At 61.1% G+C, this 14,535-nt stretch carries 12 protein-coding genes; 5 read left to right on the top strand and 7 right to left on the bottom strand.

Going from position 1 to position 14,535, the window contains the following annotated elements; genetic code table 11:
• Positions 1-130: 130 nt before the first annotated feature.
• From HMPREF2605_RS01880 to HMPREF2605_RS01890, 4 genes are all read left to right on the top strand, one after another.
• The gene (locus HMPREF2605_RS01880; RefSeq protein WP_070846776.1) at positions 131-1,585 is read left to right on the top strand and encodes an ArsR/SmtB family transcription factor; all 1,455 of its coding nucleotides are present in this window, start codon (positions 131-133) and stop codon (positions 1,583-1,585) included.
• Between the two features lie 90 nt (positions 1,586-1,675).
• Complete coding sequence (locus tag HMPREF2605_RS01885) at positions 1,676-3,730, top strand: FadR/GntR family transcriptional regulator (protein WP_070846777.1); 2,055 nt, start codon at positions 1,676-1,678, stop codon at positions 3,728-3,730.
• A gap of 274 nt (positions 3,731-4,004) precedes the next feature.
• Positions 4,005-4,103, top strand: coding sequence for a 30S ribosomal protein bS22 (locus HMPREF2605_RS09240; RefSeq protein WP_005504750.1), 99 nt, complete (start codon positions 4,005-4,007; stop codon positions 4,101-4,103).
• Positions 4,104-4,261: 158 nt separating this feature from the next.
• Complete coding sequence (locus tag HMPREF2605_RS01890) at positions 4,262-4,951, top strand: histidine phosphatase family protein (protein WP_070846778.1); 690 nt, start codon at positions 4,262-4,264, stop codon at positions 4,949-4,951.
• Positions 4,952-5,074: 123 nt separating this feature from the next.
• On the opposite strand, the gene HMPREF2605_RS01895 is transcribed toward HMPREF2605_RS01890, so the two are convergent.
• The 6 genes from HMPREF2605_RS01895 to gluQRS form a co-directional block, all read right to left on the bottom strand.
• The gene (locus tag HMPREF2605_RS01895; protein ID WP_070846779.1) at positions 5,075-5,485 is read right to left on the bottom strand and encodes a PLD nuclease N-terminal domain-containing protein; all 411 of its coding nucleotides are present in this window, start codon (positions 5,483-5,485) and stop codon (positions 5,075-5,077) included.
• A 128-nt stretch (positions 5,486-5,613) separates the two neighbouring features.
• Complete coding sequence (locus tag HMPREF2605_RS01900; RefSeq protein ID WP_070846780.1) at positions 5,614-6,528, bottom strand: 1,4-dihydroxy-2-naphthoate polyprenyltransferase; 915 nt, start codon at positions 6,526-6,528, stop codon at positions 5,614-5,616.
• Positions 6,529-6,638: 110 nt separating this feature from the next.
• Positions 6,639-7,997 carry an AMP-binding protein gene (locus tag HMPREF2605_RS01905; RefSeq protein ID WP_070846781.1) on the bottom strand — a complete coding sequence of 453 codons (1,359 nt, stop codon included), beginning with the start codon at positions 7,995-7,997 and terminating at the stop codon, positions 6,639-6,641.
• A gap of 169 nt (positions 7,998-8,166) precedes the next feature.
• A complete protein-coding gene (locus tag HMPREF2605_RS01910) occupies positions 8,167-9,120 on the bottom strand; it encodes a 1,4-dihydroxy-2-naphthoyl-CoA synthase (RefSeq protein ID WP_070846782.1) in 954 nt (317 codons plus the stop codon).
• 160 nt (positions 9,121-9,280) lie between these two features.
• The gene (gene putP / locus HMPREF2605_RS01915; RefSeq protein WP_049353842.1) at positions 9,281-10,768 is read right to left on the bottom strand and encodes a sodium/proline symporter PutP; all 1,488 of its coding nucleotides are present in this window, start codon (positions 10,766-10,768) and stop codon (positions 9,281-9,283) included.
• A 381-nt stretch (positions 10,769-11,149) separates the two neighbouring features.
• Complete coding sequence (gene gluQRS, locus HMPREF2605_RS01920) at positions 11,150-12,190, bottom strand: tRNA glutamyl-Q(34) synthetase GluQRS (RefSeq protein ID WP_070846783.1); 1,041 nt, start codon at positions 12,188-12,190, stop codon at positions 11,150-11,152.
• A gap of 254 nt (positions 12,191-12,444) precedes the next feature.
• Between gluQRS and HMPREF2605_RS01925 the strand changes: the two genes are divergently transcribed.
• Complete coding sequence (locus HMPREF2605_RS01925; RefSeq protein ID WP_070846784.1) at positions 12,445-13,353, top strand: MBL fold metallo-hydrolase; 909 nt, start codon at positions 12,445-12,447, stop codon at positions 13,351-13,353.
• A gap of 108 nt (positions 13,354-13,461) precedes the next feature.
• On the opposite strand, the gene HMPREF2605_RS01930 is transcribed toward HMPREF2605_RS01925, so the two are convergent.
• The gene (locus HMPREF2605_RS01930) at positions 13,462-14,481 is read right to left on the bottom strand and encodes a glycosyltransferase (RefSeq protein ID WP_070846785.1); all 1,020 of its coding nucleotides are present in this window, start codon (positions 14,479-14,481) and stop codon (positions 13,462-13,464) included.
• Between the last annotated feature and the right edge of the window lie 54 nt (positions 14,482-14,535).

A 14,535-nucleotide genomic window follows, 5' to 3' on the forward strand; every position in this document is an offset into this window, starting at 1 on the left:
TCATGCTTTTATCCCCTTCAATCCTGCATTTTGAGCTAGTGCTCAGGCTTCTTTCAGAATTTTTGAAGGTAATTTCTGCATCACCCTCATTCTAAGCTTGAGGCGCCACTTTATATGTCATAATCGCTATATGCATTCTGATGTTTTTTCTGTCATCGCGGATCCGACTCGCCGCCGAATTGTGCGTATTCTCGCCGAGCAAACCCACACTGTGGGTGCAGTGGTCGAAAAGCTGGGCATGAGCCAGCCGACCATCTCAAAGCACCTGAAAGTACTTCGCGATGCAGACGTGGTCTCCGTGACCGTGGAGGGGCAACGTCGCCTCTACTCCCTGAACCCGGATGTATTCGCCACCGTGACCGAGTGGATTAACGAGACCGTTCAGATTGCACGTCAGTCCAATGAGGCGCACGTGCCCGTGGCACTGCCCGGTGGTGCTACCGCTCCCGCTGAGAATAAGGCAGCGGATAAGGCTCCCGAGAAGGTTGCTGTGAAGACCGCTGAGGTTGCAGAAAAGCCGGAGGTCGCGGCATCTGAGAAGCCCGCCGAAAAGGTTGTTGCCGAGAAGACTGCAGCTGAGAAGCCCGCCGCTGAGACCGAGAAGAAGGTTGCGGAGCCCTCTTCTGCCGAGGCGACCGGCTCTGAGACTCCCATTGTTGAGGCTCCTTCCGCTGAGGAAATCGAGCAGGCACGCATTCAGCGCGCCCGCGCCCAGTACCTGACCCCGAGCGCACGCATCTACTCACGCCCGGCGGAGCAGGCTGCTGAAAGCGCCGCCTCCGAATCGACTATCGAGAAGAGCGCTGCTGAGCCCACTTCGCAGGAAGAGGCAGTGGACAGCACCCCGATGCGCCCCTTCACTCCCGCATCGTACGGTTACGATGCTGGGGTGACCCCCGCGGCGTTGGCAACCCCCGCTCAGCCCGCTACCCCGGCGGCATCCGCTGAGGTGAAGCCCGCTGAGACCACCAAGACCACTGAGGCGAAGCCTGTCGTAGAGGATAAGCCGGTGGTAATCGCTCAGCCTGCGGCTGCGGTGTCTTACGGTATTGACCCGGCTGCGGTTGTGGGTGGCTCGATTCAGCCTATTGCTGTGACCCCCGAGGCTGTTGTGCTTGAAAAGATTGCCGAGGAAAAGGCTACCGACGAAAAGGGTGCAGCTGAGAAGCCTGTTGCACCCGCTGAATCCGTCAAGGAAGAAGCAACCCGCAAGGAATTTGCAGCTGAGGATTCTGCCGCTGAAAAGTCTGTGATTGAGAAGAACGTAGTGGATGAAGCCGCGGCAGAAGAGCCCGTGAAGGCTGAATCTGTTGAGGCTGAGTCTGTTGAGGAAGCAGCTTCGCCCGCAGAAGCTACTGAGATGGCTGAACTCGGTGAGGGCGAGCCTGCCAATGATGAGCTCACCAAAGATGAGCCTGTCGAGGGTGAGCCTGCTAAGGCTGAAACCTCCGCTGAGGAGCCCGAGTATCAGACCATGCCCGCTTACGATTCGGTGTACCGCCCCAGCGTTGAGACGACCAACGCTGAGGCGAAGGACACCCACCGCGGTGGTCTCTTCGGCTTCCTGCGTGGTCGCCGCCGCTAAGGCGCGCCCTGAGCCGCAACCTCCGGCATAACCCATCGATAAAGCACACACACTCTCACTCACCTTTATCTAACCGAAAGACGCATTCACGTGGCTATTCATCGTAAAATTCTGCGCTGGCTTGAGAACGAATTGTTCGAGGGCAATATTCAGCTGGGTCAGGACCTGCCCAACGATAGCGAAATTGCGCGCGCTATTGGTGTGGGTCGTTCCCGCACCCGCGAGGCTCTGCGCACCCTGGAAGATATGGACCTGGTGCAGCTGTACAACGGTCGCGGCAAGGAAATGCTGGTGCACCTGAGCGATGAGCCTGCCGCTGCCGCCAGCGCTGCTCTGCGCCTGCACATGTCCAGTTCGCGTTACCCGACTCGTGACTTGGTGCAGACCCGTATTCTGCTGGAAAGCTGGGCGATTGCGCGTATTGACCCGAAGACCGTCTCCTTCGCGGAGATGGACGAGGTCCTGGAGCAGATGGAAGATTTCGACCTGTCGATTCGTGACTTCCTGGAGCTTCTGTTGACGTTCCACCACCAGGTGATGCGTTGCGGTGGTAATGAGTTGCTGGTGGGTCTGCTCGCGTCGGTGCGTCAGCCTAGCTTTGAGTCGATGCTGTCGCTGGTGGGCCGTATGCCGCTGTGGAGTAGCGCTGTGGAGCGTTTGCGTGCTGAGAGTCGCGCTATTGCGGAGGCTCTGAAGGCTGGCGACGCTGCGACTGCGCGTGCCATGGTGATTGGTCAGCTGCGCGGCATGTATTCCGATGCCGGTATTGACCTGGAGCAGGAGGCGACCTCTGCGAATGGTCTGCCGGGTGAGCCGATTGCTTCTGAGTTTGCGCCGGTTGATGTGGATGAGTTTGCCGCTGATGACTTTGATGATTTGATGCAGGATGACCCGTCCTTCGCTGATGTGGGGGCACTTTCTGCCGCGGATGCTCCTGTTGCGGCGCCGGTTGAGCCGGCTCAGGTGTCTGCGCAGTCTGCTGACGTGGAGTATGAGCAGTCTGAATCCGAGGCTGCCCACGTTGAGGTTGCCTACGTTGAGGAGGCGGCGTCTGAGATTCCCTCCGAGCCGACTGATACCTCTGCCGAGACTACTTCTGGCGCAGATATTTCTGCTTCTGACAAGGTGGAACGTTCCATTCCCGCTGCGTCTCAGCCCGTACCTGCCGCGGCTTCCGTAGCGGCCGCGCAGACTGCCGCTCATTCGGTGAGCCCGGATGTGCCGCTGAGCTTCGGCACCCCGCGCCGCAGCACCCCGGTAGCGCAGGTTGCACCAGCCTCCCAGGCTCCTGCCTCGCAGACTCTCAGCGCCCAGACTCCTAGCGGTCAGTTGCCGAGCGTCCCTGACACCTACGCGCAGGAAGAGGCTGCGGGTCCCGCGAAGGTTCTGCGCGCCTCCACGGCGGCTCCGCGTCGTCGTAGCGGTCAGATTATTTCTCCGGTGCGTGCGACCATCATTAAGCCCGTGGATCGCAGTAAGGTGCTGACTGCACCTGCCCGTACTGCGCGTCCTGCGGCTGTTGTGACTGCCGCGGCGCCTGCGGAGTCTGAGTCGGCTGAGAAGGTTCTGCGTGCCCCTGCGCGCCAGGAGGCGCCCGCTGCTGAACCTGCTGAGCCTACCCGTCTTGAAGCGGCTGCGACCATTCACGATACCTACGAGAGGCTTCCGCATGAGGAGCCGGTGCAGGAGCGCGGCGGCATCTTCTCGAAGATGAAGCGTTTCTTCGGTGTGGATGTGTACGAACCTAATGAAGCTCAGGAGAGCGCTGAGAAGGATCAGGCAGTGAAGGAGCAGGTTCTGAAGGCTGAAACGAAGCCCGAGCCCCAGCCTGAGCCTCAGCCCGCTATTGATGAGGAGGCGCTGGCTCGTGCCGAGGCCGAGCGTGCTGAGCGTTTGAAGGCGTTGCATGCGGCGGCTGAAGAAGAGGCAGCTGAGGAAAGCGCCGTTGAAGAGGTTTCGGTGGAAGAGCCGGTTGAAGAACCCGCTGAGGCTTCTGATCCCGCGCAGGAATCGGCTGCGGAATTGGTAGAGGCCGCCTCCCCGGCTGAGGAGAGCGCTCCTGATGCTGCTGTAGCTTCTTCCGGTTCGGTGCTGTCTCATGGCCGCGCTAAGGGCTCGAAGAAGTCGAAGAAGAAGCGCCGTTAGGGCTACCGAATCCTCGTTTTCGCCCTGAGATATCCCCGAGATATCCTCGATATCCCCGCGGGAAAAGCGGAAATTCAGGGAAAAACTCCTGAAAAGCCGCTCTCGAATGGTGAAAATGGGGGTAAACCTAGTACTCTAGGTAGGTAGCGCTCTAAAACGCAAGGGTATTTCTGTGCCTAAAATGCGTTTTGGATCGGTTATACCGGTATAAATATCCCCGGGTAGCTACCGAGTCGAATGGCTCGGCCGGGTACGAGTAAAGTGAGGAAATCCTATGGGTTCCGTTATCAAGAAGCGCCGCAAGCGTATGTCCAAGAAGAAGCACCGCAAGCTGCTTCGCAAGACCCGCCACCAGCGCCGCAACAAGAAGTAAATAGACTTCTTTCGCCCCGCCCTCCGTATGGAGAGGCGGGGTTTTTGCCTTCCTACAGTTTTCGCGGGCTGGGTTTTGTACGCCAGGTTTTGTATTTGTAGAGGGTATGTGCGGGTCGCCTGTTTGGGGTGGGGCGCGCTATCTGAGAGACTGGGATTATGACTGAAACTTCCACCATTAAAGTTCACCTCATGCGTCACGGCGAGGTGCACAACCCCGAGCGTATCGTGTACGGCCGTCTGCCCGGCTACCGCCTGTCGGATAAGGGCCAGCAGATGGTGCGCCTGAGCGCCGAGGAGTTCGCGGCCCGTGCTGAGCGCGGCTCCCGCTTCGTGCACCTGGTCTGCTCGCCGCTGCAGCGCACCCGCGAGTCTGCCGCCCCGGTTGAGGAGCTGCTGGGTCTGACCGCGCAGCCGGATGAGCGCGTCATCGAGGCGGATAACTACTTTGAGGGTCTGCACGTGAACGCGCAGGAGCTGCTGCAGAACCCGCGTCACTGGACGAAGCTGTACAACCCGGCGCGCCCCTCCTGGGGCGAGTCCTACCTGGATCAGGTGCGCCGTATGGCGGCGGCTGTTCAGGATGCGGCGCGTACCGCCTACGAGCGCGGCGGCGAGGGCGCGGAGGCGATTATTGTGTCGCACCAGCTGCCGATTTGGATTACTCGCCTGGGTGTTGAGGGCCGCATGCTGCAGCATGACCCGCGCGCCCGCGAGTGCAACCTGGCGTCGATTACGACTCTGGCGTTTAGCACCACTGATTTTGAGCATGAGATGCCGCGTTTCGTGGAGTATTCGGAGCCTGCCGCGCCGCTGTACGGTGGTGTGATTCAGCTGCCCGGTAGCTAAAGGCCCGGCAGCTAGTTCATAAAGCTGTTTTTAAGCATAGTAAGAGGCTGTGAGCCCATCCGCATTGGATGTGCCCACAGCCTCTTGCTGTAAATCTGAGGAGCGCGAGCCTAGCCGCCCTGACTAGTTCTGCCCGTTACCCGGATCCGGGGTGCCGTCCTCGGGGTTCTTATGTTCGGGGTCCTGCTTGTTGTTCGATTCTGCCTCGCGGCTGCGGCGTTCGCGTTCTGCCTTTGCTTTGAGCCAGCGCAGGTACTCTTCATCGTCGTCGGGGGAAGAGACCGAGGGCGCGGGGGCGCTGCGTCGCTGACCGAATCCGGGGCGAGTGCCTGCCGCGGGCTGTGCCTTCGGACGGCCCAGGATAAGCCACATGATGGGGCCCACCACGGGGAAGAGCAGGGTGACGAGGACCCACAGCCACTTGGGCAGGGTGCGCGCCTCGTGTGCGGGGGTGCGGACGGCGTCCAAGAGGGTGTAGAGGGTCAGCCCCACGATGAGGGCAGCGCCGCCAATAATCAGCATGGCTCGAATCATAAGCACTACTATGACATACCGCCGCGTTATCGCGGAACTATGAACTGGATGCCCGCTAGCGGCTTAACGGCGCGGTAAAAGAGCCCGATGCGAGGCAGTGCAGAACTGGCGCAGAACCGTGAGTCGGCTTAGTAGCCGGTGAACACCTGAACTTCGTGGCTAATAATATCCAGCGAACCCAGCCACACGGCGAAGGCAAGAATAACCGAGTACGCGAGCGCCACAATACCCGCCTGCTTGAGCACGGGAATCAGGTCGCGGCCGCCGCGCGTCCACACGGTCACGCAGGAGTGGATGGTCGGGCCCACCAGCAGGAAGATGAGCAGGAACCAGGGGTTTTCATCGAGCAGGAGCACGCCCAGGCCCAGTGCCAGCGCCATCTCCACAATGTAGGTGATGCGCGACCAGCGTTCGCCCAGGCGGACCGCCATGGTCAGCTTGCCCGCCTCAATGTCGGTGGGAATGTCACGCACGTTATTCGCCATGAGCAACGCGCAGGAAATCAGGCCAATGCCGATAGCGCCCACCCAGCCGAGCAGGGTCAGGGTGTGCGCCTGCGTGTAGAGGGTGCCCAGGGTCGCGACCAGACCAAAGTAGACGAAGACGAACACGTCACCCAGGCCCATGTAGCCGTAGGGGTGCTTGCCGCCGGTGTAGCCCCACGCCGCGAAGACGCTGGAGGCGCCAATCGCCAGGAACCACCACTGATTCGCCAGCGCCACCAGGGCAAGGCCGGCGAGCATCGCCAGACCGAAGCAGCCGAAGGCGGCGTACTTGACGGAGCGGGGGCTTGCCACGCCGGAACCGACGAGGCGTAGCGGGCCCACGCGGTCTTCGTCGGTGCCCTTGATGCCGTCGGAGTAGTCATTGGCGTAGTTCACGCCCACCTGCAGGAAGAACGCGACGAGGAACGCCAAGAACGCGTAGAGCGGCTTGAATTCGTTGATCTCGTAGGCGGCAGCTGAGCCGGCAATAATGGGGGCGACGGCAAGCGGCAGGGTGCGCAGGCGAGCGCCTTCAATCCATTGGGCGGCAGTTGCCACGGGGGTTCCTTCCGGGTCTAAGTGCGTATGATGCGTGGGTGTTGTGATGCGATAGCTAGGGCGTGTGGGCGGCTGCGTGCGCGGGGTGAAAATGCGCGGATGAGCCTGCTCTAGCCCTGACGGTAGTCTCTGTCCAGGATACTGTATATTTCTGCGCGGTCCGGTTTGCCGGTGCTGGTGAGCGGGAAATCCGGCAGGATGCTCAGCTGCTTGGGTGCGGCGGGCGCGCCGAGCTTTTCGGCGCAGCGGGCGCGCAGCTTGGCGCAGAGTTCTTCGGTGAGGGCGGGGCTATTCTCAGTAGGTGCAGCATCGGCAGAGGGCACGAGCGTGACTGCGGCGGCAATGGCGGTGCCCCAGCGGGCATCGGGTAGCCCGACCACGCAGGCTTCACGCACTGCGGGGTGCTCTTCGAGGACGGTCGCCACTGCGCGGGCGGAGATTTTCACGCCTCCGCTGATGAGCACGTCGTCGCTACGGCCGAGTACCTGCAGGCGCGGCTCGCTACAGTTCTCGTTGCTGTCGGGAGCCGCTACAGGGCTCAGCAGCCCGTAGTCGTCGGTGCGGTACCAGCGGGTGCCGTCCGCGGCGGTGAAAAAGTGCTCGGCGGTGCGGGCTGCATCGCCAATGTAGCCGCTGGCGAGGTGCGCGCCGCTGATCCAAATGCGACCCACCTGTGCAGACTCTTCATGCGCCGGCTTCCCGCCGATATTCGGCGCGGTCGGCATGCCTTCTTCGGGCACGAGCTCCACCCGCACGCCGGGCAGTACGGAGCCGGAGTAGACGCATCCGCCCGCGGTTTCGGCGCTACCGTAGGTGGTTACCGTATTCAGACCCAGCGCGGAGGCGGCGGCGAGCAGGTCGGCGCTGGCGGGGGCGCCTCCGAGTAGGATTCCGGTGAAGGAGCTGAGCGCCTCGTGAATCTCAGCGCCCAGGCGCGGGTCGGTGTCCGCGCTTTCGAGCAGCTTATGCAGCTGGGTGGGCACCAGGGAGATAAACCGGCGTGCCGAGCTCATCTGCTCAACCGCCTGCAGGAATACCTCGGGGCTAAAGTGCACGGGCTCGGTCACGGAGCGGGCAATGACCGGGGCGGTGCCTGCGAGCACGGAGCGGGCGAGCACCTGCGCGCCAGCAATATAGTGCGCCGGAAGAGCCAGGAGCCACTGCGATGCGGCATCGGAGTTTGAGCCGAAGAAGCGCTCGGTGGCTGCCGCGCTGGCGGCAAGAGCTCGCGCGGTCAGTGCGGTGCGTTTGGGGGTTCCTGTGGATCCGGAGGTGCCCACCACCAGCGCGATAGGCCCCGCAGCCGCATCGGCATCCGCCGCGTACCCGCCCAGTAGCTGCTCAAAGGCACTCAGCATGGCGTGAGGGTCGGCGGGCTGGTCGGCGCGCACCTGTACCGCCTGCGGGTGCAGGGCAACCTCCTGCGGGGCGGGGGAGGGCATGAGCCCGGGTACGGGGGTGTTCATCATGGCTAAATCCTTAGCGGCTGTTTGTAGCGGCTGCGTGCTGTCATGCGCCGGTGTCATATGCCGGTGCGGCATCAAATGCGCCGGAGCCGGATTCTTAGCTGAGGTTCTCAGGGTTGAATCCGGCTCCGAGCCTATGCATCTGAAACTACTTCTGTAGAAGGGCTGTCTCTTAGAAGTAGTAGGGGTAGTTGGACCAATCCGGGTCACGCTTCTGCAAGAACGCGTCGCGGCCCTCCACGGCCTCGTCGGTCATGTATGCCATGCGGGTTGCCTCACCGGCGAAGACCTGCTGGCCGAGCATGCCGTCGTCGGGCAGGTTGAAGGCGTACTTGAGCATGCGGATTGCCTGCGGGGACTGGCGGGCAATATGCGCCGCGTATTCCAGGCCCTTGTTCTCGAGCTCTGCATGGGGAACGACGTCGTTGACTGCGCCCATTTCGTACATGCGCTGTGCGTTGTATTCCTTGGCAAGGAAGAAGATTTCGCGGGCGAACTTCTGACCCACCTGGCGTGCGAGCAGCGCCGAACCGTAGCCTGCGTCGAAGGAGCCGACGGTTGCGTCGGTCTGCTTGAACTTGCCGTACTCTTCGGAGGCGATGGTCAGGTCAGCAACTACGTGCAGGGAGTGGCCGCCGCCTGCAGCCCAGCCGGAGACGAGGGCGATAACGACCTTGGGCATGGTGCGGATGAGGCGCTGCACTTCAAGGATGTGCAGTCGGCCTGCGCGTGCCGGGTCGATGCTTTCTGCGGTGTCACCGCTGGCGTAGTGGTAGCCGTCGCGGCCGCGGATGCGCTGGTCGCCGCCGGAGCAGAATGCCCAGCCGCCGTCCTTGGCGGAGGGGCCATTGCCGGTGAGCAGCACGGTGCCTACGTTGGAGGTCATGCGTGCGTGGTCGAGGGCGCGGTAGAGTTCGTCCACGGTGTGCGGGCGGAATGCGTTGCGGACCTCAGGGCGGTCGAATGCGATGCGCACGGTGGGCAGATCGCGTACGATTTCGCCGTTTTCGTCGCGCTGAACCTGGCGGTGGTAGGTGATGTCGGTGAAGTCTTCGAAGCCTTCGACGATGCGCCAGTCGGCGGGGTTGAAGATGTCCGAGACCTTTTCGGGAAGTTGTGCAGTCATAGACCCTATTCTACGGTGCCCGGGAGCGGTCGAGGGTGAGCGGGGTGCCCGGTATAGCGAACCGGGTTGCCGAGCATAGAAGAAGGCCCGGACCGCGCGTGTGCGGCCCGGGCCTTAGACGCTGGGCAAGAATCCTTACCCGACCTCGGTTACTTGACGGTTACTTGACCTTGGCGAGCTCTACCGCGCGGTCGAACTCTTCATCAATGACCTGGTTCTTCTTATAGGTGACCAGGGAGACGATAATTGCGATCAGCAGCGCCGAAGCGAAGCCGGGAACCATTTCGTAGAGCACGGACTTCAGCGGGCTCTGACCCCATGCGAATGCCACAACGGCACCGGTAATCATGGAGGCGAGTGCACCCTGGGTGGTCAGCTTACGCCAGTAGAGGGAGAGCAGAACGGTCGGGCCGAATGCCGAACCGAAGCCCGCCCACGCGAATGCGACCAGCTGCAGAATGGAGCTGTTCGGGTTCCACGCCAGTGCACCGGCGACCACTGCCACGATTGCCACGCCTGCACGGCCGAGCCACAGGGACTTGCCTGCGCTGAGCTTCTTCGAGGAGAAGATGCCGTAGAGGTCCTCCACCAGAGCGGAGGAGCACACGATCAGCTGCGAGGAGAGGGTGGACATAATTGCCGCCAGAACCGCAGCCAGAATCAGACCGGCGATGAAGGGGTGGAACAGAATCTGTGCGAGGTCCAGGAACACGGATTCTGCGGTTTCGGGGTTGGTGAGGGACGCCTCGGGGTGGCGTGCAAAGTATGCGATGCCCATGAACGCACCGCTCAGTGCACCGAACACGGTCAGGACCATCCAGCTGATACCGATGCGGCGGCCGGACTTAGCGTCTGCGGGGGTGCGCATCGCCATGAATCGCACGATAATGTGCGGCTGGCCGAAGTAGCCCAGACCCCATGCGAGGGACGAAACAATACCGGCGAAAGTGGTGCCCGCGAAGATGCTGAGCGCGTCGGGGCGTACCTGGCTGATGGACTCAACCACGGGGCCCACGCCGCCGAGGTCAATGATGGTGATGACCGGAACGGCGATCAGCGCTGCGAGCATGAGCAGACCCTGAACCATGTCGGTGTAGGATGCGCCCATGAAGCCGCCGAAGAGCGTGTAGAACACGGTGATGCCTGCCAGCAGGAGCATGCCGGTGTGGTATTCCTGGCCGAATGAGGACTTGAAGAACAGGCCGCCGGACACCATGCCGGAGGAGACGTAGAAGGTGAAGAACACCAGAATCACGACACCGGAGACGATGCGCAGCACGCGCTTGGTGTCCTTGAGGCGGTTGCTCAGGAAGACAGGGACGGTCACGGAGTCGCCTGCTACTTCGGTGTAGCTACGCAGACGCGGCGCCACGAACTTCCAGTTGCACCACGCGCCGATGGTCAGGCCGACGGCGAGCCAAGCCTGGGAGAGGCCACTGAGGTAGACGGCGCCGGGCAGGCCCATGAGGAGCCAGCCGGACATATCGGAGGCGCCTGCTGAGAGAGCGGCGACGGTGGGGGAGAGCTGTCGCCCGCCCAGCACATAGTCGTCAAGACTGTTGTTTTTGCTATTTGCCCATAGGCCGATCGCGATCATGGCAACAAAATAAATCGCCAGCGCGATGACCTGGTATGTACTCGCGGCCATAATGTTCCTTCTCTCCTGGTGATAGTGTGCGCCTGTGTGTATTTATGCGCTACCCCATAACTTTATGAGTGGCATAGGATACAGTCTAGGTTCTGAAAGGCTGAAAATAAAGTCTATTTGACGTTAAAGAGTTTGAGTCTGTGGAATAAATATGTATTTATTGTTTAAATTCCATGGTCGTACACGTGGGGTGCTGTGGGAGCATGTGCGAAAAAGTGCCCGAAAAACCCCTGAAATTCAGGGTTTCGGGCACTTCGGTGCAAGAGATGCTACTGAAAAGCAACGCAAACGTTCAGAGCCGTATGCATCTGAAACGAATTAAACGAAAAATTTAAAAGCCGTTCGGAGTGTTGAACTGTTACACGACAATGTCACAGAGGCTTAGAGATCCCTCACGACCCACGGTTCAGTAGCCATACGAGCCGGGTCAAAACGCTCCAAAATCGCCGCCGCATTGGGCACCGGAACATCCGCAGAATGAGCGGAACCATCAGCGTCGTACACCGGAATAGACGCGGCAATCCACCCCAAAATCGTGGGGATTTCAACGCCCGCCTCACGCAGCTGTGGCAGAGTCACCGCGCCGTCACGCTTTGCCAGACGCTTACCCTCCTCGTTCAGTGCCAGCGGCACATGCGCGTAACGCGGCTGCGCCAACCCCAAAAGCTGCGCCAAATACGACTGGCGAGGCGCCGAAGGAAGCAGATCATCGCCGCGCACAATCTGCTCAACCCCCACAAAGGCGTCATCCACCACGGAGGTCAGGTTATAGGCATAGGTGCCGTCATTGCGCACCAGCACAAAATCATCCACCAGGCCGGTGTATGCGCCATAAAAATCATCCTGCACCGTGTAGCTTGTGCACTCGGCGCGCAGACGCAGAGCCGGCGGACGCTGGGCGCGGCGCTCCTCCCGCTGCGCTTTGCTCAGCTCACGGCAGGTGCCCGGGTATGCGCCCGGCGCACCGTGCGGGGCACTCGACGCCTCCTGAATTTCGCGGCGGGTACAGAAGCACTCATAGACGAGGTTTGCCTCGCGCAGCTGCGCAACCGCTTGCTCATAGGCGGCAAGGCGCGTGCTCTGGTACAGCACACCTGCTTCCTTGCCCTCGGTGCTTTCGCTACCCTCAACACGCTCTGCCGGGGCGCCGGCTGCCGGGGTACCAGGGCTTGCATCCCAATCCAGACCCAGTGCCGCCAAATCAGCAATCTGACGCTCCGCAGCACCCGGGCGCACACGGTCCAGATCCTCCACACGCAGATAGAAGGGTTTGCCACCGCGGCGAGCCATCGCCCACGCCAAAATGGCGGTACGCAAATTACCCAGGTGCAAATCACCCGAGGGGGAGGGAGCGTAGCGTCCGGTGCCGCTGGGGAAGGGCAGGTTTGAAGGGGTGGAAGACGAGGTGAGGGAAGAAGTCATACTCCTATCCTATAGGGCGTGATTTCTGGTTCTTGCTCAGAGCCTAATCAGAGCTGGACTAGCTGGGAGAACGCGCTACCCGACTAATCAATCTGCAGAGGTTGTCAAGCATCACGTGCCACCTGCCCGTAGAGGCGTAATTGTGCGGAATGATGCACTTTTATGCCCTTAGTGATGTGCAATAGTGCAAAAATATGTTCTCCAGAAGCCCGATTAGCCCCGCAAGTACCAAAAATTACAGTAGGGTTGTATCTATGGCTCGTACTATTGAACTCGCAGACGGCGTGTACCGCATTGCGACCGACAACTACCGACTGAACACCGGACTGGTCCTCGGACTGGAACGGGCACTTGTCGTGGATACCGGCGCAGGTCCCCGTCAGGCAACCGAAATCTATGATGAGGTTCGCCGTCTCACGCGCCTTCCTATCACCGTCGTAAACACTCATGGACACTATGAGCGTTTCTTCGGTAACGATGTTTTCGCGGCAATGGGTGCCGAAGAATTCTGGGCGCATCCTCGCGCCGCGCGCGCAATTCGTAAATACGGTGAGGCGCAGCGTCCCTACGTCGAGACGCTCGAACCGGAAATGGCACACCATCAGGGTGCAGCCACCAACATTATTGTTCCCAACCGCCTGGTCGCCAATAGCGGTGACGGCATTACCTTCACCCCCATTGATCTGGGTGAGCGTAGCGCAACCCTCATGTACATGGGTCCCGGCCACACTGATGGTGACATTCTGGTCGGTATTGAAGACGTGCTCTTCATGGGTGGTCTGATTGAAGAGGGTACCGATCCCTATTTCGAGGATTCCTTCCCCGACCGTTGGATTGACACTCTCGGTGCCGTGCTCGAATTTGACCGTTACCGCGTGTATGTGCCCGGTAACGGTGAGCCGGTAGACCGCACCTTCGTGGAGCGTGAACGCAACACCATGGTGACCGCTATTGAGTCGATTCGTTCCTCCACTCTGGACCGTGATGACGAGGCGACGACCGCGGCAATGTATAAGCTGCCGTACGCACCGGGCGCGACCCGCTTCCTGCTGGATCGACTGGCTCAGCTGGAGAACGCGCCGGTGGCGGCGTACCTCGATGCGGAGCATCCGGATACCAGTGGTTTCACGGGTCCGATTACGCTGGGTCAGGCATCGTACTAAACCCCATATTCAATATGCCTTATGAGGCATAAATGCAGGTGAGGGCTGGTTTCTAGGATTAGAAACCAGCCCTCATCTTTTATATGCCCATAACCTTAGGGCACGTATTTAGCGCTGAACGTACTGGGCGCGCATTGCCTCGCAATCAGCTGTCAAAGAGGCAGGGACCTCACCCATCGCCTCGCACAGCTGCACGAAACGGTGACGCCAATCCAGGTGCTGCAACGCCTGACGAATCTGCTGCTCACCCTGCGCGGGGGTCCAGCGGGAGACCGCATCGGCAACCTGCGCGAGGCCCGCGCGTGCATCCGCATGGTCGATGTCGATGGTTGCGCTATCCCAAAGAATTTCACGCACGGTGGTGGTGTTCGGAACCTTGCCGACCACGGTCACACCCGAAGCCAGGGCATCGGTCCAACGGCCGGTAATGTACTCCTTGGTCGGGTGAGTGTACGGTGCCGGGCTGACCGAAGTGGAGAACGCCAGCAGGAACTTCGCGCGGTTCAGCGAATCCTGCAGGTGCTGAGCCGACTCGCGGTCATTTGCCCCGAAGGGCGGGCGGCCCTCAAAGCTCAGACCCAGCTCGCCGGCGAGGGCGGCGGTCGCCTCGTCATCTTCGTAGGCGGCGGGCTGACGGCCCACACGCAGCAGGTCGGTGCTCTTTGAGCCCAGAGCAGCCAGACGGTCGCTGAACTTGCTCCAAACATCCGCACCCCAGGGCAGAACGCCGGGGGCCTTCACTCCCGCAGCGGTCCAGGGCTGAACGTCGTCAACGTCCGCAACGAAAATACGGTCGTAGGTGGAGGACTTAGCCACCGCGGGAATACGGTCATCCCAGAAGCTATCAATCACCCAGCCGTAGATCGCACCGTAGCGGCGGAACGCGAAAGAACGCTGCGAAATGGCGTACAGCTGACCGGGATCAGAAGCGATCACCAGGCAACGCTTGGAGCCGCCCTTGAGGCGGGGCAGACGCGCCAGAAGCTTCGTTTCCTTGCTGAGGGATGCGCCCACATCCACGGTGTGGACGGTACCGCCGGTGTAGCGGGCGAGAAGCTCCGCCATGGCGTGTACGGGAACCCAACCGGCTCCGGAGGGGACAGCAACAATAATATCGAGTGAGCTCATGAGAATCCTTGGGAGCGACGTCCGCCGCATGCACCGGGCTAGCCGGGGTAAAAC

Origin of the sequence: Rothia sp. HMSC065C03, from assembly GCF_001837295.1 — a bacterium.
GTDB lineage: Bacteria > Actinomycetota > Actinomycetes > Actinomycetales > Micrococcaceae > Rothia.